The 20992-nt window shown below is 68.3% G+C and carries 18 protein-coding genes; 6 read left to right on the top strand and 12 right to left on the bottom strand.

Translation table 11 applies throughout. The features are described from left to right. Positions 1–86 precede the first annotated feature (86 nt). From KOF26_RS05350 to KOF26_RS05330, 5 genes are read right to left on the bottom strand one after another with little or no spacing between them, the layout of a single operon-like run. Positions 87–521: a DUF3035 domain-containing protein gene (locus tag KOF26_RS05350; RefSeq protein ID WP_216321234.1), complete on the bottom strand. Its 435-nt coding sequence runs from the start codon at positions 519–521 to the stop codon at positions 87–89. Then, complete coding sequence (gene lspA / locus KOF26_RS05345; protein WP_216321231.1) at positions 514–1017, bottom strand: signal peptidase II; 504 nt, start codon at positions 1015–1017, stop codon at positions 514–516. The genes KOF26_RS05350 and lspA overlap by 8 nt, the downstream gene beginning before the upstream one ends. Beyond that, positions 1014–3848: an isoleucine--tRNA ligase gene (ileS, locus tag KOF26_RS05340; protein ID WP_216321228.1), complete on the bottom strand. Its 2835-nt coding sequence runs from the start codon at positions 3846–3848 to the stop codon at positions 1014–1016. The genes lspA and ileS overlap by 4 nt, the downstream gene beginning before the upstream one ends. 11 nt (positions 3849–3859) lie before the next feature. Beyond that, complete coding sequence (locus tag KOF26_RS05335; RefSeq protein WP_216321225.1) at positions 3860–4801, bottom strand: bifunctional riboflavin kinase/FAD synthetase; 942 nt, start codon at positions 4799–4801, stop codon at positions 3860–3862. A 19-nt stretch (positions 4802–4820) separates the two neighbouring features. Next, positions 4821–5318, bottom strand: coding sequence for a dihydrofolate reductase (locus KOF26_RS05330; RefSeq protein WP_216321765.1), 498 nt, complete (start codon positions 5316–5318; stop codon positions 4821–4823). A gap of 246 nt (positions 5319–5564) precedes the next feature. Here KOF26_RS05330 and KOF26_RS05325 point away from each other — a divergent pair, with 246 nt between their 5' ends. The 5 genes from KOF26_RS05325 (at position 5565) to KOF26_RS05305 (ending at position 7945) form a co-directional block, all read left to right on the top strand. After that, a complete protein-coding gene (locus tag KOF26_RS05325) occupies positions 5565–6131 on the top strand; it encodes a response regulator transcription factor (RefSeq protein ID WP_216321222.1) in 567 nt (188 codons plus the stop codon). Between the two features lie 70 nt (positions 6132–6201). Beyond that, positions 6202–6528 (top strand): hypothetical protein, encoded by a 327-nt coding sequence (locus tag KOF26_RS05320; protein ID WP_216321219.1) that lies wholly within the window; start codon positions 6202–6204, stop codon positions 6526–6528. A 51-nt stretch (positions 6529–6579) separates the two neighbouring features. Then, complete coding sequence (locus KOF26_RS05315; protein WP_216321217.1) at positions 6580–7065, top strand: hypothetical protein; 486 nt, start codon at positions 6580–6582, stop codon at positions 7063–7065. Further along, complete coding sequence (locus KOF26_RS05310; protein WP_216321214.1) at positions 6960–7583, top strand: JAB domain-containing protein; 624 nt, start codon at positions 6960–6962, stop codon at positions 7581–7583. Before KOF26_RS05315 ends, KOF26_RS05310 begins: the two co-directional genes overlap by 106 nt. A gap of 2 nt (positions 7584–7585) precedes the next feature. Beyond that, positions 7586–7945 carry a hypothetical protein gene (locus tag KOF26_RS05305; RefSeq protein ID WP_216321212.1) on the top strand — a complete coding sequence of 120 codons (360 nt, stop codon included), beginning with the start codon at positions 7586–7588 and terminating at the stop codon, positions 7943–7945. Between the two features lie 89 nt (positions 7946–8034). On the opposite strand, the gene lepA is transcribed toward KOF26_RS05305, so the two are convergent. Beyond that, a complete protein-coding gene (gene lepA / locus KOF26_RS05300; RefSeq protein WP_216321209.1) occupies positions 8035–9831 on the bottom strand; it encodes a translation elongation factor 4 in 1797 nt (598 codons plus the stop codon). A gap of 104 nt (positions 9832–9935) precedes the next feature. Between lepA and KOF26_RS05295 the strand changes: the two genes are divergently transcribed. Further along, the gene (locus tag KOF26_RS05295) at positions 9936–11186 is read left to right on the top strand and encodes a multidrug effflux MFS transporter (RefSeq protein WP_216321206.1); all 1251 of its coding nucleotides are present in this window, start codon (positions 9936–9938) and stop codon (positions 11184–11186) included. 85 nt (positions 11187–11271) lie between these two features. Here the strand turns inward: KOF26_RS05295 and KOF26_RS05290 are convergent, their stop codons facing one another. From KOF26_RS05290 to KOF26_RS05265, 6 genes are all read right to left on the bottom strand, one after another. Continuing rightward, a complete protein-coding gene (locus KOF26_RS05290) occupies positions 11272–12567 on the bottom strand; it encodes a dihydrolipoamide acetyltransferase family protein (RefSeq protein ID WP_216321203.1) in 1296 nt (431 codons plus the stop codon). 3 nt (positions 12568–12570) lie between these two features. Continuing rightward, complete coding sequence (locus KOF26_RS05285) at positions 12571–13575, bottom strand: alpha-ketoacid dehydrogenase subunit beta (protein WP_301183117.1); 1005 nt, start codon at positions 13573–13575, stop codon at positions 12571–12573. A 10-nt stretch (positions 13576–13585) separates the two neighbouring features. Beyond that, a complete protein-coding gene (locus KOF26_RS05280) occupies positions 13586–14869 on the bottom strand; it encodes a thiamine pyrophosphate-dependent enzyme (protein ID WP_216321198.1) in 1284 nt (427 codons plus the stop codon). A gap of 166 nt (positions 14870–15035) precedes the next feature. Next, entirely contained in the window at positions 15036–16568 is a 1533-nt protein-coding gene (locus tag KOF26_RS05275; RefSeq protein WP_216321195.1) for an efflux transporter outer membrane subunit, read from the bottom strand. Next, positions 16565–19762: an efflux RND transporter permease subunit gene (locus KOF26_RS05270; RefSeq protein WP_216321190.1), complete on the bottom strand. Its 3198-nt coding sequence runs from the start codon at positions 19760–19762 to the stop codon at positions 16565–16567. The genes KOF26_RS05275 and KOF26_RS05270 overlap by 4 nt, the downstream gene beginning before the upstream one ends. Beyond that, a complete protein-coding gene (locus tag KOF26_RS05265; protein WP_363181857.1) occupies positions 19759–20949 on the bottom strand; it encodes an efflux RND transporter periplasmic adaptor subunit in 1191 nt (396 codons plus the stop codon). The genes KOF26_RS05270 and KOF26_RS05265 overlap by 4 nt, the downstream gene beginning before the upstream one ends. Between the last annotated feature and the right edge of the window lie 43 nt (positions 20950–20992).

Here is a 20992-nt window from a genome sequence, read left to right as displayed (position 1 = left end):
TTGTTCCGGATGGACCTGCCCCGCCCTTCGAGCGGGACTGAGCGATGTCGAGGATCCGTACTATGGGCGCGACGGCGCGCGTCCGCTTACTTCGGCTGCTGCCCGGTCTGCACCGTGGCCTCTTTGCCCTGCGCGGCGGGCGCGTTGAGGATGTCGCGCGTGGTCTGGCCCTTGTTGACCGTCTCCGTCGCCGGATCGCCGGCGGTGGAGCGGATGCCCTCCTCGGCACGGCCGGCGCCGGCCGCGCTCAGCACCGCCTTCTCCGTCTCGCTGCGCTGCGCCTGACCGCCGAACATCGCCTGCAATGCCTGGGTCGAGCTGTCCGCCTCCTGCGGGCGGGGCGCGCCGGGGCGCGGCGGCACGAGGTTGAAATCCGGCGGGATGACGAGAGGCTGCTGGCGCGACACGGCCAGCTCGTCCGGGCCGGCGCGGCCGGCGAACACGCCGCCCTTGTGGCCTCCACACGACGCCAGCGTCCCCGCTGCCGCCACGAGACCCACCACGACCACAACCTTACGCATGCTTATCCTCCGAAACCGCCGGCTCGCCGCGCACCAGGAAGGCGCGCAGCAGCAGCGCTACGACACCGAGCGTAATAGCCGCATCGGCGACATTGAACACGAGAAAAGGGTGCCAGTCCCCGAAGTGCAGGTCGAGGAAATCGAACACATGGCCGAGCCGCACCCGATCGAGGATGTTGCCGAGCGCGCCGCCCAGCACCAGGCCGAGGGCGACGGCATCGGCCCGGCTCTTCTCGCGCAGGATCCAGATCGCCGGGACAAGCGCGATCAGCCCGGTCATCGCCACCAGCAGCCAGCGGCCGGTGTCGCTGTCGGCGACGAGGAAGCCCATCGACACGCCGAAATTCTGCACATAGCGCAGGTCGAAGATCGGCAGCACCGGGATGATCAGCCGGCCGGTGAGATCCAGCGGGCCGGCGGCGATCCATTTGGTGAGCTGGTCGACCAGGATCACCGCGAGCGCGGTGGCGTAGCCGGCGCGCGTCACGCGATTCATGCCTCGACCACCCCGGCGCAGCGCGCGCAGAGATCGCCTTCCTCATCGACCTCGGGAAGGTGGCGCCAGCAGCGGCCGCATTTCTGATGATCGGTGCGGGTGACGAGGATCGCACCGCCGGGCCCGTCCGTCTCGGTCACCACCGGCGCGGTGATGAATATCTCGGCGAAGTCGATCCCGGCGAGCAAGGCCGCGTCCTCCGCCGATAGAGACAGGCCGACGCGCGCCTCCAGGCTGGAGCCGAGCGCCTTGGCGCGGCGGAGCGGCTCGATCTCCTCGGTGGCCCGGCGGCGCAGTTCGCGCACCCGCTGCCAGCGCAGCGCCAGCCCCTCGGACGCGGCGCTGCCCTCGGGGAGGACCGGCCATTCCAGCATGTGGACGCTGCCCCCCTCGGGGAAGCGCGCCGCCCAGACCTCTTCGGCGGTGAAGCAGAGGATCGGCGCCGCCCAGCGCACCAGCGCATGGAACAGCACGTCGAGCACGGTGCGATAGGCGCGCCGCTTCGGATCGGCGGGCGCGTCGCAATAGAGGCTGTCCTTGCGGATATCGAAGAAGAAGGCGGACAGGTCGTTGTTGCAGAATTCGGTAAGCGCGCGCGCGTAGCGGTTGAACTCGAAGCCGTCGGTGGCGGCGCGCAGCTCCGCCTCCAGCGCGGCGGTGAGATGGAGCATGTAGCGCTCCAGCTCCGGCATCTCCGCGACCGGCACCCGCTCCGCCTCGCTGAACCCGTCGAGCGCGCCGAGCAGGTAACGGAAGGTGTTGCGCAGCTTGCGATAGGAGTCGGAGGTGCCGGCGAGGATCTCCTTGCCGATGCGCACATCCTCGAAATAATCGGTGCTCGCCACCCACAGGCGCAGGATGTCCGCCCCGCTCTCGCCAATGATCTTGAGCGGATCGACGACATTGCCGACCGATTTGGACATTTTCCGCCCCTGCCCGTCGAGCGCAAAGCCGTGGGTCAGCACCGCCTCATAGGGCGCGCGGCCGCGCGTGCCGCAGCTTTCGAGGAGCGAGGACTGGAACCAGCCGCGATGCTGGTCCGACCCCTCCAGATAAAGATCGGCGCGGACGCCGGCGCCATAGCGCGCCTCGATGGTGAACGCATGGGTCGAGCCCGAATCAAACCACACGTCGAGGATATCGGTGACGATCTCGTAATCGGCCGGATCCCGGCCCTCGCCCAGCAGCGCGGCGTGATCGGCGGCGAACCAGGCGTCGGCGCCGCCCAGCCTGAAAGCCTCGACGATGCGGGCGTTGACCGCCGGATCGCGCAGATATTCGCTGGTGCGGCGATCGACATAGAGCGCGATCGGCACGCCCCAGGCGCGCTGGCGGCTGATCACCCAGTCCGGCCGGCCCGAGACCATGGCGTGGATGCGATTGCGCGACTTTTCCGGCACCCAGCGCGTATGGTCGATGGCGTCGAGCGCCAGCTCGCGCAGCGTCGGATCGTTCGAGCCGGCGCGGATGCGCTCCTCCTCGGCGCAACGGGGAATGGCGCTGTCGGCGATCGGCCGGTCCATCGGGATGAACCATTGCGGGGTCGCCCGGAAGATCACCTTCGCCTTGGAGCGCCAGCTATGCGGATAGCTGTGCCGGTAATCCGCGCTCGCCGCGAGCAGCGCTCCGGTTTCGCGCAGGTCCGAGCAGATCGGCCCGTCCGGCGCGTTGAACTTCGGGTTGATCACCGAGCCCTGCCCGCCGAGCCACGCCCAGTCGGCGCGGTACTTGCCGTCGCCCTCGACCGCGAACACCGGATCGAGGCCGTGTTCCTTGCATAGCAGGAAATCATCCTCGCCATGATCCGGCGACATATGGACGAGGCCCGTGCCGCTGTCGGTGGTGACGAAGTCGCCGGGGAGCATCGGGCGCGGCCGCGCGAAGAAGCCGCCGATGGCGTGCATCGGGTGACGAACGATCGTGCCGGCGAGCGCGCTGCCCCGGATCGGCTGACTGCGATCCGATACGGTGAGCCCGGCGCGTGCGACAAACGTCTGGGCGAGCTCGGCGGCGACCAGATAGCGGCGATCGGCGGTGAGCAGAACATAGTCCACCTCCGGCCCATAGGCGAGCGCCTGGTTGACCGGGATCGTCCACGGCGTCGTCGTCCAGATCACCGCATAAGCGCCGACCAGCTCCGGGATCGCGCTCTCGACGATCTCGAACGCGACGTCGATCTGGGTGGAGGTGATGTCCTCATATTCGACCTCCGCCTCGGCGAGCGCGGTCTTCTCCACCGGGGACCACATCACCGGCTTGGCGCCGCGATAAAGCTGGCCGGTCTCGGCGAACTTCAGAAGCTCCGCCACGATCGCGGCCTCGGCCTCGAACTTCATCGTCAGATAGGGATCGTCCCAATCGCCCATCACGCCCAGCCGTTCGAACTGGGCGCGCTGCACCGCCACCCATTTTTCGGCATAGGCGCGGCATTCGGCGCGGAACTGGGCGACGGGCACCTCGTCCTTGTTCAGCTTTTTCGCGCGATAGGCCTCCTCGACCTTCCATTCGATCGGCAGGCCGTGGCAATCCCAGCCGGGGACATAGGGCGCATCCTTGCCGAGCAAGGTCTGGCTGCGGACGATGATGTCCTTCAGCACCTTGTTCATGGCGTGGCCCATATGGATGTCGCCATTGGCATAGGGCGGGCCGTCGTGAAGGATGAAGCGCTCGCGGCCGGCGCGGGCGGCGCGCAGCTTGCCGTACAGGTCTTCGCCCGCCCATTTCGCGAGAATCGCCGGCTCCCTGGCGGCGAGGCCCGCCTTCATCGGGAAGTCGGTCTTCGGCAGGAAGACGGTGTCGCGCCAGTCGGGCTTGGAGGAGGTGTCGGTCATCGCCCCGGCGCTTAAGCCAGCGGGCGATTTCCGGCAAGGATCGCCCGCGCCCGCTCGCAATCCGCCTCCATCTGCGCGGTGAGCGCGGCGAGCGTGTCGAACCTCGCCTCGGCGCGCAGGTGGGCGATCAGCTCGACGCTGATCTCCTGCCCGTAGAGATCGCCGGAGAAATCGAAGAAATAAGGCTCGAGCAGCTCGCGCGGCGGATCAAAGCTGGGGCGGACGCCGAGATTGGCGGCGCCATCCAGCACCCGCCCGTCGGCGAGGCGCCCCCGCACCGCATAGATGCCATAGGCCGGCCGCACATAATCGCCGAGCAGCAGATTGGCGGTGGGGTAGCCGATCGTCCGGCCGCGCTTGTCGCCGTGGATCACCGTGCCGCGGATGGCAAAGGGGCGAGTGAGCAGCCGCGCCGCCTCCCCCGGATCGGCGTCGCGCAGCGCCTGGCGGATGCGCGACGAGGAGACCGGCGCCTCGTCCGCCACCACCGGTGCCACCGCGTCGGCGGAAACGCCGTGCGCGCCCGCCAGCTCGGCGAGCACCGCGGCATTGCCGGCGCCGCCCCGCCCGAAGCTGAAATCCTCGCCGGTCACCACGCCGGCGGCACCGATCCGGCCGACCAGCCAGTCGCTGACGAACTCGGCGGCGGCGACTCCGGCCAGCGCCCGATCGAAGCGCAGCACATAGGCGGCGTCGGCGCCTGCCGCCGCGAACAGGGCGACGCGCTGCGGAATGGTGGTGAGCAGGAAGGGGGCGGCATCGGGCCGGAACAGGCGGGCGGGATGCGGATCGAAGGTGGCGACGATCGCCGGCCGCCCCTCGGCGCGCGCACGCGAAACGGCACGGCCGACCACCGCCTGATGGCCGCGGTGGAAGCCGTCGAAATTTCCCAGCGCGACGATAGCCCCCCTCAGGCCCGCCGGCACGGCCACGTCGCTCGACAGAGTTTCCATTGCCGCTGCTATAGGAAGCTCAGGCGCGGCGCACCAGCGTAACGAAGCTGTAGGCCGGGCGACCATCGGCGGCGGGATGATCCTCGCGCGCAGTCTCGCGCCAGCCTTCCTCGGCGGCGAAGGCCGGCAGGATGGTATCCCCGGCAATGGCCATGTCGTGCACTTCGGTCAGCTCGACGCGGGCCGCGCGGGCGCGGAGCGCCGCGAAGACCTGCGCGCCGCCGATCACCGCCAGCTCCGCTACCGGCCCCGCCGCGGCGAGCGCGGCGGCCAGCGTCGGCACCGGCTCCGCGCCGTCCGCCCGCCAGCCGGCGTCGCGGGTCAGCACCAGATGGCGCCGGCCGGGCAACGGGCCGCCGAGGCTCTCGAAGGTGGCGCGACCCATCAGCATCGGCTTGCCCATGGTCAGCGCCTTGAAGCGCCTGAGGTCGGCCGGCAGCCGCCAGGGCAGGCCGCCGTCGCGGCCGATGACGCCATTGTCGGCGCGCGCCACGTAGAAGACGATCGCGGGTTCCATCGCCGATGCTCTCGCCCAGCCGGCCGACGGCGTAAAGCCCCAGGCGATTCGCCCGTTGTTCATTCGGCGATCCCCGCGATGACTGCCAATAAATCGCGGCCATCCGCCAAAACTGAAGGAGAAACCCCGGATTCGGGCGATCGGGTCACGCCTGTGTCGCGGAATGCCTGTCAAATCAGACGACGAAACGATATAGCTTGCCAGCAATGCCGGGTCGCCCGGTGGACGATTGTTTTCCGGTACGGGATGCGCATGCAGCCAGTTCGCTTTGCCGATCTGACCGAACGCGAGCGTGAATGTCTACGCTTGGTGTATCAGCACAAGCAATCCAAGGACATTGCGCGGCTGTTCGGCCTCTCCAAACGCACTGTCGACGGCTATCTCGACAGCGCGCGTGCCAAGCTCGGCGTTGCCAACCGGATCGAGGCCGCCACCCTCTTCCATGTCCATGAGACCGGCTACGGGGAGGATGAAGCCGCCCCGTATCGAATCACATGCGATCCGATACGGGTTTCCGAATCCGTCGATTTCGCCACCTTTGCCTCGTCACCTGAACCCGAGAGGGAGCCTGGCGAAGCGTTCAGAGGTGTGCATGTCGGGGAAGAGCGCGCGGCGTTCGATCACTTCTCCCTGACCCCGCCCGCGACATTCGACTGGCCCTTCCGGACAGCCCGGAGGCCGCACAATGACCTGACGATCTGGCAGCGAGGCATGTGGTCGCTGATCATCCTGTTCGGCCTGCTGGTCGGCACCGGATTGCTGATCAACAGCTTCGCGACGCTCTCCCAACTGGCGCGTTCGCTGGCGCGCTGACCCCAATTCAGGATCGCTCACCTTCAGAAAGCCGCGCGGGCAGCGATGCCCTGCGCGCTAGGGAGAAGTTATGTCCGTTACGCAGCTCCGTCACACCCGTGACGCCCGTTTCCAGGCCGCCGAAGAGATCGGCCTCAGCCTCAACGCCTTCGAACTCGCGCTCTCCGAGGCTTTCGCCAAGGGCGGCGAGCTTGCCATGACCATGTCGGTCGCCCGCACCGCCGCCGGCCTTTCCCCGATCGCCGGCCAGCCCGCCTTCGCGCAGATCGCCGCCGCGCTGAACAGCCTGGCCCAGGCGATGGAGCAGACCGCCGCCGGCCATTACACGCTCAACCAGACCCGCAAGGACCTGCGCATTCCGGTGACCAGCCTCGGCGACAGCGTCGCCGTGCCGTGATCCGGCCGTCCGGCTCTTGATCCGGATCGCCATTGGTGATCCGGATAAGGGATGATCCGTTTCATTCTGTTCTCGGTGCTCCTGGTGCTCGCATGCGGCTATGCGCTGATGCGCGGCGGAGCGCCGGAGCGGATCGCGGCCGCCATCCTGTTCCTCGGTTCCGTGCTTTCTCCATTGGTTGCTTCCGCATGGCTCACCCGCTTCCAACACGTCGAACACGGCATGCTGATGGTCGATCTGATCGTCTTCGCGCTGTTCTTCATCCTGGCTCTGACGACGAGGCGGTTTTGGCCACTCTGGATGACCGCCATGCAGGGCGTGAATTTGGTTTCGCACCTCAGCATTCTCGCGCCGGACGTGATCCCGAGGGTGTACGGAAACGCCGTGACCCTTTCGATCTATCCGATGCTGCTGGTGCTGGTGGTGGCGACGTGGCGTCATCAGCGGCGGCTGGCCGCCTGCGGTGCCGACAGCTCCTGGGCGGTCTCCTACACCCCATCCTCGCCGGCAATGCCGCCGCCGTCGCGGCGCGGCTGATCGAGGAGTTCGGCTCGCTCGGCCAGACGCTGTCGGCGAGCCCCGAACGGCTGGTCGCGATCGCCGGCAAGCCTGTCGCCGAACTGCTCGCGACGATGCGCGCCTCGATGCTGCACAGCCTGCGGCCCGAGCGGCTGGAGGAGCCGCTGCTTTCCAACGCCAACGCGCTCGTCGCCTATCTGCGCATGCAGCTCGCCAACCTGTCGCATGAAGAGGTGCACGCGCTGTATCTCGACGTCCGCAACCGACTGATCCGCGACGAGATGGTGGCGCGCGGCACGATCGGCTTCGCCCCTTGCCAGCCGCGCGACATCATCCGTCGCGCGCTGGAGCTGGGCGCCTCGTCGATCGTGCTCGCGCACAATCACCCGAGCGGCGATCCCAAGCCCAGCCGGCAGGATATCGACACCACCCGCCTGCTCGCCAACGCCGCCAACGCGCTCGACATCCGCCTGCTCGATCACATGATCATCGCGCGTTCCGGCGTGGTCAGCCTGCACGCGCTTGGTCATGTCTGAACATGATCGGGAGGCCCGCCGACGCGATTGAGACGGACCCGGCGGAGACGGCGCGCCACCTGCTCGAAGAGCGCCGGCGCCGCGCCGCGCTGTTCGGCGAGGACCTGTTCGCCAATCCGGCGTGGGAGATCATGCTCGAGCTGTTCCTGGCCAGCGAGACCCATGTGCGTGCGCCGCTCGCCCGCGTCGGCTCGGCGGCGGGCGTGCCGGCGGCAGCGGCGCGGCGCTGGGTCGACCTGCTCGAAGAGCGCGGCCTGCTCCGCAAGATCCCCGACCGCGAGGCGCCGGACTGCATGACTGTGGCGCTCACCACCGAGGTGCAGGAGCGGATGCGGGCCTATCTTCGCGAGAGCGCCGGCTAACGACGGGCGTGGCCCCGCCCCGCGACGGTCAGGATCATGTAGGGTGGCGAGGATCGTGGGGCGGCACGGTGCCCGTCCGGCGCGATGCCCTATCCCTCGTCGCCCATGCGCAGCGCGGCGATGAAGGCTTCCTGCGGGATCTGCACGGAGCCATATTCGCGCATCCGCTTCTTGCCTTCCTTCTGCTTTTCGAGAAGCTTGCGCTTGCGGGTCGCGTCGCCGCCATAGCATTTGGCGGTGACGTCCTTGCGCAGCGCCGCGATCGTCTCGCGAGCGATGACCTTGCCGCCGATCGCCGCCTGGATCGGGATCTTGAACAGATGACGCGGGATGAGGTCCTTCAGCCGCTCGCACATGTGGCGGCCGCGCGCCTCGGCGGCGGCGCGGTGGACGATCATCGACAAGGCATCGACCGGCTCGTTGTTGACGAGGATCGACATCTTGACGAGGTCGCCCTCGCGATAGCCGGTCTGGTGATAGTCGAAGCTGGCATAGCCGCGGCTGATCGATTTCAGGCGGTCGTAGAAATCGAACACCACCTCGTTGAGCGGCAGCTCATAGACGAGCTGGGCGCGGCCGCCGACATAGGTGAGGTTCTTCTGGATGCCGCGGCGATCCTGGCAGAGCTTGAGGATCGGCCCGAGATATTCGTCGGGCACGTAGATCGTCGCCTCGATCCACGGCTCCTCGATCATCTCGATCTTGTTGGGATCGGGCATGTCGGCGGGATTGTGCAGCTCGATCTCGCCGCCGCCATGGGTGAGATGAATCTTGTAGACCACCGACGGCGCGGTGGTGATCAGGTCGAGATCATATTCGCGGGTCAGCCGTTCCTGGATGATCTCCAGGTGCAACAGGCCGAGAAAGCCGCAGCGAAAGCCGAAGCCGAGCGCTGCCGAGGTCTCCATCTCGAAGCTGAACGAGGCGTCGTTGAGCCGGAGCTTGGAGATCGATTCGCGCAGCTTGTCGAAATCGTTGGCGTCGACCGGGAACAGCCCGCAGAACACCACCGGCTGCACTTCCTTGAAGCCGGGCAGCGCCTCTGCCGCCGGGCGCTTCACGTCGGTGATGGTGTCGCCGACAGCGGTCTGGCTGACCTCCTTGATCTGGGCGGTGATGAAGCCGACCTCGCCGGGGCCGAGTTCGGTCAGCTGCTCGATCTTCGGGCGGAAACAGCCGACGCGATCCACCAGATGCTGGGTGCCGGCGTTCATGAACTTGATCTGCTGACCCTTGCGAATCATCCCGTCGATCACCCGGATAAGGATGACGACGCCCAGATAAGGATCGTACCAGCTGTCGATCAGCATCGCCTTCAAGGGCGCGTCGATATCCCCCCTGGGCGCGGGGATGCGCTCGACGATCGCGTCCAGTATCTCGTCGATGCCGATGCCCGATTTGGCCGAGGCGAGCACCGCGCCCGATGCGTCGAGGCCGATGATATCCTCGATCTCGTGGCGGACCTTTTCCGGCTCGGCGGCGGGCAGGTCGATCTTGTTGATCACCGGCACGATCTCGTGATCATGCTCGATCGACTGATAGACATTGGCCAGCGTCTGCGCCTCGACGCCCTGCGCCGCGTCCACCACCAGCAGCGCGCCCTCGCAGGCCGCGAGGCTGCGCGAGACCTCATAGGCGAAGTCGACATGGCCCGGCGTGTCCATGAGATTCAGCACATGACCCTTCCACTCGAGGCGCACGGTCTGCGCCTTGATGGTGATGCCGCGTTCCTTCTCGATATCCATGTTGTCGAGCACCTGCGCCGACATCTCGCGATCCGTCAGGCCGCCGGTGCGCTGGATCAGCCGATCGGCGAGCGTCGACTTGCCATGATCGATGTGCGCGATGATGCTGAAATTACGGATCTTTTCGAGAGGCGTCGCCACAGGCAAGTCATTCTTTCGGGAGAGTTGGCGAGGCGCATAGCATTCAAGCCGGCAAACTCCAAAGATGGACAAGCCGCCCCCTCTGCTGCATTGCCGCAATCATCATGTCTGCATCGCCACCTGCCAACAGTCCGCATCCCGGGCTGAGCTTTCGCGCCTTCGTCGCGATGGTGGCGTGCATGATGATGCTGAACGCGCTGGCGATCGATTCCATGCTGCCGGCGCTGGCCGCGATCGGGGACAGTCTCGGCGTCACCCATGAGAATGACCGGCAATGGGTGATCACGGCCTATCTGCTCGGCTTCGGCGTGGCGCAGCTCGTCCACGGCACCTTGTCCGATCGGTTCGGGCGGCGGCCGGTGCTGATCGGCGGGCTCGCCGCCTATGTGCTCTTCTCGGTGGTGATCACCGTGTCGGGCAGCTTCACCATGCTGATCATCGCCCGCGGGCTTCAGGGCGTCGGCGCGGCCGCGTCGCGCGTCGTCGCGGTATCGGTGGTGCGCGATTGCTATTCCGGGCGACCGATGGCTCGGGTGATGAGCCTCGCCTTCATCGTCTTCCTGGTGGTGCCGATCCTGGCACCGAGCGTGGGTACATTGGTGCTGATGGTCGGGCCGTGGCGGTGGATCTTCGGTCTGCTCGGCGTGCTCGGCGCGCTGATCCTCACCTGGACGGCGCTCAAGCTGCCGGAAACCCTGCATCCCGAATTCCGCCGCTCGATCGATCCGCGGGCCATCGCCGCGGCCTGGGCCCGCGTCGTCAGGGATCGCATGTCGGTGGGCTACACGCTGGCGATGACCTTGCTGTCAGGCGGGCTGTTCGGCTTCATCAACTCCGTGGAGCAGATCACGGCCGACACCTTCCATCGGCCGCATGCGCTGCCGGTGGTGTTCGCGACCATCGGCAGCTGCATGGCGGTGGGCTCCTTCCTCAACTCGCGCATCGTCGAGCGGCTGGGCACGCGGCGTGTGTCGCACACCGCGCTGATCGGGCTGCTCGGCTGCGGCGCCGTCCATCTCCTCGTCGCCGCGACGGGGCATGAGACGCTGGCCAGCTTCGCGATCCTCCAGGCGCTGACGATGTTCTGCTTTTCGCTGTGCGGCGCCAATTTCGGGGCGATGGCGATGGAGAATCTGGGCAGCGTCGCGGGCGCCGCGGCCTCGCTACAGGGCTTTGCGAGCACGGTGGGCGGGGCGCTGGCCGGCTTCGCCATCGGCCAGCAGTTTGACGGGACGACGGTGCCGGTGGCGGCGGGCTTCACGGTCTTTGCGATCGTCGCGCTGGGGATCGTGGCAGCGACGGAGCGCGGCAAGCTGTTCCGCGCCCATCACCAGCCGCCGGCGCCGGCGGCTTAAATCCCGACGGAGTCACCCGACCCCGTTCAGGCTGAGCTTGAACGGCAACGGAAGGGCGCGCCAGAGGCTGAACGTCGGTCGGGGGCTAGTCGGCGAACAGCAGCACCGGTGTTTCCAGCAGGCGGCGCACGGCCTGCACGAAGCTCGCCGCATCCCAGCCATCGACGACGCGGTGGTCGCACGAGATGGACAGGTTCATCAGCTTCGCCGCGACGATCTCGCCGTCGCGGATCACGGGCCGCTCGATCACCCGGTTGGGGCCGATGATCGCCACTTCCGGCCGGTTGATCACCGGCGTGGTGGCGATGCCGCCGAGCGGCCCGAGCGAGGTGACGGTCAGCGTCGAGCCGCTCAGCTCCTCGGACCTGGCCTTGCCGGTGCGCGCCGCCTCGGCGAGGCGGGTGATCTCGCTGGCGAGCTGCCAGATGTTGCGATCCTGCGCGTCGCGGATCACCGGCACCATCAAGCCCGCCGGCGTCTGCGTCGCCATGCCGAGATGGACGGCGCCGGAGCGGGTGACGACGCCGGCCTCGTCGTCGTAGCGCGCGTTGATCATCGGGAATTCGGGGATCGCCTTGCAGATCGCGACGATCAGCAGAGGCAGCATGGTCAGCTTCGGCCGCCCGCCGCGGCTGGCGTTGAGGTCGGCGCGCACCGCCTCCAGCTTGGTGACGTCGATTTCCTCGACATAGGTGAAATGCGGGATGTGGCGCTTGGAGGCGGCCATGTTCTCGGCGATGCGGCGGCGCATGCCGATGACGCGGATCGCCTCGTCGGCACGCTTCACGCCGGCCGCGCCGAAGCCCTGCGCGCCATTATAGCGCAGATAGGCATCGAGATCGGCATGGCGCACGCGATCGCCGTCCGCTGCCTTCACCTCGGCGAGATCGACGCCGAGATCCCGGGCGCGGGCGCGCACCGCCGGCGAGGCGAGCACCTTGCGGACCTCAGCTGTCGCGGCGGGTGCCGGCACGGGGGCGGGCGCGGGCGCAGCCGCAGGGGCCGCAACGGGAGCCGGCGCCTGTTCCGGCGCCTCGGCAGCGGCCTCGACCGGCGGCTTCGCTTCGGGCGCGGCGGGGCCGTCGGCGACCGGCGGGGCGGTCTCGCCGGCTCCCGCAGCGTCGGACGCGCCTTCCTCGCCGGCCGTCTCGAACACCGCGAGGATCGAGCCGATGGCGATCTGGTCGCCGACCTGGCCGTTGATCTCGATCACCGTGCCCGTGACGGGGGCGGCCATCTCGACCGTGGCCTTGTCGGTCATCAGGTCCGCGATGGGCGAATCCTCTTCGACATGGTCGCCCGGCTTGACGTGCCACGCGACGATCTCGGCCTCGGCGATGCCTTCGCCGATATCCGGCAGCTTGAACGGTACGCGCGCCACGGGTCAGTCCTCCAAAATACGCTTCAGGGCCTCGCCGACGCGGACCGGCCCCGGGAAATAGGCCCATTCAAGGCTATGCGGATAAGGCGTGTCCCAGCCGGTCACACGCTCCACCGGCGACTCGAGATGGTGGAAGCAGCGCTCGGTGACCAGCGCCGACAGCTCCGCGCCGAAGCCGCCGGTGCGCGTCGCCTCGTGCACGATCAGGCAGCGACCGGTCTTCTTCACCGAGGCCTCGATGGTGGCGATGTCGACCGGAACGATCGTGCGCAGATCGACCACCTCGGCATCGATGCCCTGCTCGGCGACGACCCCCATGACGACATGGACCATGGTGCCATAGGCGAGGATCGTCACCGCCTCACCGCCGCGCACCACCGCCGCCTTGCCGAGGGGCACGGTATAGTGGCCCTCCGGCACTTCGGAGGCGGGATGCCTCGACCAGGGCTGGACCGGGCGATCATAATGGCCGTCGAACGGGCCGTTATAGATGCGCTTCGGCTCGAAGAAGATGACCGGGTCATTATCCTCGATGGCGGCGATCAGCAGGCCCTTGGCGTCATAAGGGTTGGACGGGATCACCGTCTTCAGCCCGGCGACATGGGCGAAGATCGCCTCCGGGCTCTGGCTGTGCGTCTGGCCGCCGAAGATGCCGCCGCCGAACGGCGAGCGCACCGTGATCGGCGCGGTGAACTCGCCGGCCGAGCGATAGCGCAGCCGCGCCGCCTCGGAGACGAGCTGGTCCAGCCCCGGATAGATATAGTCGGCGAACTGGATCTCCGGCACCGGCCTGAGGCCATAGGCGGCCATGCCCACCGCCACGCCGACAATGCCGTTTTCCGAGATCGGCGTGTCGAAGGCGCGGTTCTTGCCGAACTTCTTCTGGAGGCCGGCGGTGGCACGGAAAACGCCGCCGAAATAGCCGACATCCTCACCGAAGACGATGACGTCGGGGTCGCGCTCCATGGCGACGTCCATGGCGCTGTTGATCGCCTGGATCATGTTCATCACTGCCATGTCAGATCCCCGCCGCCTTGCGCTCGGCGTTCATCTGGTCGCGCTGCTCGGCGAGATTCCACGGCATCTCCTCGAACACGTCCTCGAACATCGTCTGGAAATCCTGCTTGAAGTCGCCGCCGGACAGCACGCCCAGCTTTTCCGCCTCGCGCTGGGCGTCGCGGACCTGGACGGCAACCTCCTCGGCCTGCGCGGCATGGCGCGCCTCGTCCCATTCGCCGAGCAGGATCAGGTGCGCCTTCAGCCGTTCGACCGGATCGCCGAGCGGGAAGCATTTCGCCTCGTCCGCGGCGCGATAGGCGGACGGGTCGTCCGAGGTCGAATGGCCCTCGGCGCGATAGGTGAACATCTCGATCAGCGTCGGCCCGTGATTGCCGCGCGCCCGCTCCGCCGCCCATTCGGTGGCGGCATAGACGGCGAGCGCGTCATTGCCGTCGACGCGCAGGCCCGCCACGCCATAGCCGAGCGCCCGCGCCGCGAAGGTCGTCGCCTCGCCGCCGGCGAAGCCCTGGAAGGAGCTGATCGCCCATTGATTGTTGACGACATTGAGGATGACCGGCGCCCGATAGACGCTGGCGAAGGTCAGCGCCGAATGGAAGTCGCCCTCCGCCGTCGAACCCTCGCCGCACCACGCCGCGGCGATGCGCGTGTCGCCCTTGGCGGCGCTCGCCATCGCCCAGCCGACCGCCTGCGGATATTGGGTGGTGAGATTGCCGGAGATGGAGAAGAAGCCCGCCTCCTTCACCGAATACATGATCGGCAGCTGGCGGCCCTTCAGCCGATCGCCGCGATTGGAATAGACCTGGCACATCATGTCGACCAGCGACCAGTCCCGCGCGATCAGCAGGCCCTGCTGGCGATAGGAGGGGAAACACATGTCGCCCCGGTCCAGCGCCTCGGCGGCGGCGATGGAAACCGCCTCCTCGCCGGTGCATTTCATGTAGAAGCTGGTCTTGCCGGCGCGTTGGGCGCGATACATGCGCTCGTCATAGGCGCGGGTCAGCATCATCTTGCGCAGCATCGCGCGCACCCGGTCCGGCGACAGGCGCGGATCCCACGGGCCGACCGCGCGGCCCTCCGGATCGAGCACCCGGACCAGCGTATAAGGCAGGTCACGCATCGTATCGGGAGCGGCATCCGGCGCCGGCCGACGCACCGCGCCCGCCTCCGCCAGTGTCGGATCCTCGGCGAAGCTCACTATGTCCCCCGGGCGATAACGCGGCTCGGGCACATGGAGCGACAGCGGCGGGATGTTCCGCCCTTCGCCCGCCTGGGTCGTACTCATCTAGCCGTTCGGCTCCTCTCGGGGCGGATCAATCAGTCCGCGAAACGTCCGATAAGGTGAGCGCGTTTCCGCCGCCGCGTCAAATCGTGGTGCATTCACGCTGCGGCAAGCCGGCGAAACAGCGCATTCCGGCTACAGAAATTTTATTACCCTGCGGCGAAACTCTCTATCGCGGTGCAGCAGCGCTGCGGCGTTCGCTGGCGACGACATCACCCGTGCCGATTCGCACGCCGGTGTCGATCGCCGGCGCATCTTCCCACCCGCCGCCCAGCGCCTTGAACAGGCTGACCTGCGCACTGGCCAAGGTCGCGCGCGATTGCGCCAGCGCCGCGCGCGCAGTGGCGCGATCACGCTCCGCATCGAGCAGTTGCAGGAAGGAATCACGCCCCGAATCGAAACGCAGCCGCGACAGCTTCGCGGCATCCTCTGCGGCGGCGGCGGATCGTTCGCGCGCGGCATCGCTGTCCAGCGCGCCGGCATAGCGCGCCAGCGCCTGCTCCGTCTCGCTCAGCGCGGCGAGCACCGTCTTGTCGAAGGTGGCGAGGCTGGCGGCGGTGCCGGCTTCGGCCTGGCGGATGCGGGCGCGCGCCACCGAGATGTTCGGGAAGCTCCACTGGATCAATGGGCCGAGCGAGAAGCCGAAGGAGCGCGCCGAGCCGAGGTCGCCGGTGCGCGTCGCGCCGAGCGTCGCCGAGCCGGCCAGCGTGATCGACGGGTAGAGGGCCGCCGTCGCCACCCCGATCCGCGCCGTCTGCGCCGCCAGCCGCCGTTCGGCGGCGCGGACGTCCGGTCGCCGCGCGAGCAGGGCGGCGCCGTCGCCGACCGGGATCGGCGTCTTCACGCGCGGCGCGACGGTGCATTGCGCCGCCGCCTGGTCGACCTCGGCCGGCGGGCGACCGGTGAGCACGGCCAGTGCATAAAGCGAGGCGCGGCGCTCGGCTTCGAAGGTCGGCACCTGGGCGCGGGCATTTTCGGCGAGCACCGTCGCCTGATCGAGATCGCGCTGGGTGCCGCGCCCGCCGGCGAGCAGGCGGCGGGTGAGGTCGAGCGTCTGCTCCTGCAGCTCCGCGGTCTCGCGCGCCACCGCCGCCTGGGCAGCGGACGAGCAGGCCGAGGCATAGGTGCGCGCCGTCTCGGCGGCGACGGCGATGCGCGCGGCGTCGAGATTGGCGGCCGCCGCCTCGGCATCGCCGCGCGCCGCCTGGATCGAGCGCGTCACCCTGCCGAACAGATCGACCTCGTAGGAGGCGTCGAAGCCGAGCTGGTAGAAGTCGAAGTCATAATGGGTCGGGCCGGCCGCGCCGGCGCCGGGAATGCCCTGGCCGGCGAGCGCACCGGCGCCGATGCGCTGGCGGGTGTAGGAGGCCGATGGGGTCGTCGTCGGCAGGCGCGCGCCGCGCGCCTCGCTGAGCACGCCGCGGGCCTGCTGGAGATTGGCGGCGGCGGTGCGCACGTCCGGGTTATGGGCGAGGGCATCGGCGACCAGCCGATCCAGCGCAGGGTCCTCGAACAGCTTCCACCATTGGCCGCCGGCGGCGGCGGTCGACACGCGGCTGGCCTGCGGATCGCTGACGGCCGGTTCGGCGAAGGCGCCGGTGGCGTCCGCCGCCGGCTTCGGCCGCACATAATCCGGCCCGACCGCGCAGGCCGACAGGGCGAGGCCGCCGGCCGCGGCGAGAAGAAGCGCGCGGGCGATCATGCGCCGGCCTCCGGATGGGCGGCAGGGCCGTGCGGCGGATGTCGGTCGCGACGGAGCACGACACGGCCGGCCCAGTCACCGAACCGGCGGCTGATCACGTAGAAAGCCGGCGTGAAGACGAGGCCGAAGATGGTCACGCCGATCATCCCGAAGAACACCGCCACGCCCAGCGCCTGGCGCATCTCGGCGCCGGCGCCGTCGCTGGTGACCAGCGGCAGCACGCCGAGGATGAACGCGATCGAGGTCATCAGGATCGGGCGGAGGCGCTGATGGGCGGCGCGCTCGGCGGCGGCGCGCGTCTCCAGCCCCTCCTCCTCGCCCTGCCGCGCGAACTCGACGATCAGGATCGCATTCTTGGCGGCGAGGCCGATCAGCACGACGAGGCCGATCTGGGTGAGGATGTTGTTGTCCATGCTCATCGCGTTGACGCCGAGGATCGCGGCCAGCAGGCACATCGGCACGATCAGGATCACCGCCAGCGGCAGCACCAGACTTTCGTAGAGCGCCGCGAGCAGCAGGAACACGAACACCACGGCGAGGCCGAAGGCGATCACGCCGGTATTGCCCGCCTGCTTCTGCTGATAGGCGATCTCGGTCCAGTCATAGGAGAAGCCGGCCGGCAGCGTCCTGGCGGCGAGCTCCTCCATCGCGCGCAGCGACTGGCCGGTGGAATAGCCGGGCTTGGTATCGCCCTGCAGCTCGGCCGCCGGATAGAGATTGTAGCGCACCACGCGATAGGGGCCGGACGTGTTGGTCAACGACATGATCGCGGCCAGCGGCACCATCTCGCCAGAGGCGGAGCGCGTGCGCAGCTGCAGCACGTCCGACGGATCGTCGCGATAGGGCGCGTCGGCCTGCGCCGTCACCCGGTAGGTGCGGCCGAGATAGTTGAAGTCGTTGACATAGGCCGAGCCGAGATAGGCATTCAGCGTCGAGAAGATGTTGGCCACCGGCACGCCCATCTGCTCGGCGCGCTCGCGGTCGATCTCGGCGCCGAGGCGCGGCGTACCGACGTTGAATACCGAGAAGGCGCCGGCCACGCTCTCCAGCTGATTGGCCGCCCCCATCATCTGGAAGGTGGCGCCGGCGAGCGCCGCGTAGCCGAGGCCGCGACGGTCCTCGATCATCATCTTGAAGCCGCCACCCGTGCCGATGCCCTGCACGGGCGGCGGCTGGATGACGAGGATGTCGCCGCCGGTCACCCCGGCGAAGGCGCCGAACAACTCGCCCTGGACCTTGGCAGCGCCCTCGTCGTGGCGTTCCTTGCGCGGCTTCAGCGCGAAGAAGATGGCGCCGGCATTGGGGGCCGGCGTGAAGCTGGCGCCGTCGAAGCCGGCAAAGCCGACCGCGGTGCGCACCGACGGATTCTTCAGCGAGGCCTCGATCGTCTGGCGCAGCACCGCGTCGGTGCGTTCCAGCGAGGCGCCGGGCGGCAGCTGGACGATGCCGATCAGGTAATCCTGGTCCTGCGTCGGGATGAAGCCCGCCGGGGTCGACCAGAAGCGCCAGCCGGCCACCGCGATCAGCATCAGATAGACGACGCCGATCACCGCCAGCATGCGCACGAAGCGCGCCGTCCAGCGCCCATAGCGGGCCGAGAGGGCATCGAAGCCGCGATTGAACCCGCGCGAGAAACGCTGCGGCCAGCCGCGGATGCCGTCGCGCACCGGCCCGTCGCTGTGGCGCGGACGCAGGATGAGGGCGGCGAGCGCGGGCGACAGGGTCAGCGAGACGAAGGCCGAGATCACCGTCGCCGACGAGATGGTCAGCGCGAACTGGCGGTAGAACTGACCGGAGATGCCGGGAATGAACATCGTCGGCACGAACACGCCGACCAGCACCAGCGCGATCGCGATCAGCGCGCCGGACACCTCGTCCATGGTCTTGTGCGCGGCCTCGCGAGGGGCGAGCCCCTCCTCCTCCATCAGCCGCTCGGTATTCTCGATGACGACGATGGCGTCGTCGACGACGATGCCGATGGCGAGCACCAGCCCGAACAAAGAGAGGTTGTTCAACGAATAGCCGAACGCCGCCAGCACGGCCATCGAACCGACCAGCGAGATCGGGATGGCGATGATCGGGATGATCGCCGCGCGCCAGCTCTGGAGGAAGATCAGCACCACCAGCGCGACGAGGATGATCGCCTCGATCAGCGTATGCTGCACCTCGACGATCGAATCCTGGATGTAGATCGTCGGATCATAATCAATCGAATAGGCCATGCCGGCCGGGAAGCTCTTGGCGGCTTCCGCCAGCTCCGCCTTGACGGCAGCGGCGGTGGTCAGCGCGTTCGAGCCGGGCAGCTGGGTGATGCCGAGCGCCACCGCGCGCTTCTTGCCGAGATAGGCGTTGGTGCCATAATCCTGCGCGCCGAGCTCGATGCGGGCGACGTCGCGCAGCCGGGTCAGCGCGCCATTGGTCTCGCGCTTGACGATGATCTGGCCGAATTCCTCCGGGCTGGTGAGCCGGCCCTTGACCTGCACGCCGAGCTCGAAGGCCGAACGCGTCTTGCCATAGGGCGGCTGGCCGACGGCGCCGGCGGCCACCTGTGCATTCTGGGCGCGGATCGCGGCGACGACCTCGTCCACCGTCAGGTTGCGCGACGCGGCCAGGTCCGGATCGACCCACACGCGCATGTTGTAATCGCGCCCGCCGAGCGAGATGGTGCCGCCCACGCCCTGCACGCGTGACAGGCGATCCAGCACCTGCAGCGTGACGTAATTGCCGATATATTGCTCGTCGAGCGAGTTGTCCGGCGAGGTGAAGAACGCCACCATCAGGATGTCGGGCGAATTCTTGTTCACCGTCACGCCGATGCGGCGGACATCCTCCGGCAGGCGCGGCTCGGCGGTCTGGACGCGGTTCTGCACCAGCACCTGCGCCTGATCGACGTCTGTGCCCTGGCCGAAGGTGACGGTGATCTGCGTCTGTCCGTTGCCCGTCGACGAGGAGGACATGTAGATCATGCCCTCGATGCCGTTCACCGCCTGCTCGATCGGCGCGGCCACCGTCTCGGCCAGCGTCTCGGCGGTGGCGCCGGGATAGGTGGCGGTGATCACCACCGTCGGCGGTGCGATCTCCGGATATTGGGCGATCGGCAGCGACGGATAGGCGATGGCGCCGACAATCACGATCAGCACCGACAGCACGGCCGCGAAGATCGGCCGGTCGATGAAGAAATGCGGGAACTTCATTGCGCGCCCGCCGACGTCGCCTGCGATGAGGGCGGCGTGATCAGCGGCTGGGAATGCGGCGTATTGTCGGACGGCCTGGCCTTGATCTCGGTACGCTTGGGCGTCACCGGCATGCCCGGCTGGAGCCGGCCGATGCCCTCGATGATGACGAGATCGGTCGGCGCGAGGCCGGCGCGGACGACGCGCAATCCGTCGACGATCGGCCCGGTCTCGATGGCGCGCTGTTCGACCTTGTTCTCGCGGTTGGTGACCCACACCAGCTTGCGGGACTGATCGGTGACCACCGCCTCGTCGGGAATCATCAGCGCCCGGTAGGTGCCGGATCCGAGCAGGCGGGCGCGGCCGAACATGCCCGGCGTCAGGAAGCGCGTCGGGTTCGGCACCACCGCCTTGGCGCGGATCGTGCCGGAATTGGGATCGACGGCGTTGTCGAGGAACGCCATGCGGCCGTGCCAGCGATAGCCGGTCTCGTCGGCAAGCTGGATTTCCACGGGATTTGCGGTGTAGCGCGACGACCGGCGCTCGCCGCGCTGATCCTGGCGCAGATTCTTGAGGTAGAAGGCTTCGGCGCCCTCGAACGAGAACCAGATCGGGTCGATCGAGACCAGCCGCGTCATCACCGTCGTGTCCGCCGTCACCGAGGCGCCGAGATCGACCCGGCGATCCGAGACGCGGCCCGAGAAGGGCGCGCGCAGCGTGGTGAAGCCGACGTTCAGCCGGGCATTGTCCCGCGCCGCGCGGGCGGCGGCGAGATCGGCCTCGGCGGAGCGCACCGTCGCCTGATTATTCTCGAACTCCTCGCGGCTGACGGCGCGCGCCTCGAGCAGGGACTGGGTGCGCGCCTGGACCTGGCGGGCGTTGGTGACGGCGGCCTCGGCGCGGGCAATCTGTGCCTCCGCCTGCTGCAATGCAGCACGATAAGGACGGGGATCAATTTCGAACAGGGCCTCGCCCCGCTTCACGTCCTGGCCGTTCTTGAAATAGATGCGGGTCACCGTGCCCGTGACGCGGGGCCTGAGCTCGACATCCTGCGGCGCTTCGAAGCGGCCGACATAATCGTCCCAGTCGACCACCTCGCGGCCTAGCGGCGCGGCCACGGAGACTGTCGGCGGCGGCGGCGGAGCCTGCTTCTGCCCACCGCCACAGGCGGCCAGCATCAGCGCCGCGGCCAAGCTCAATCTCTTCACGACGGTCCCCTTTCGCGCCGCAAAAATAATGCGTCGCGTTAAC

This window comes from Sphingomonas quercus, assembly GCF_018863195.1.
Taxonomy (GTDB): Bacteria; Pseudomonadota; Alphaproteobacteria; order Sphingomonadales; family Sphingomonadaceae; genus Solisphingomonas; species Solisphingomonas quercus.
This window is presented reverse-complemented; position numbering and strand designations above follow the sequence as displayed.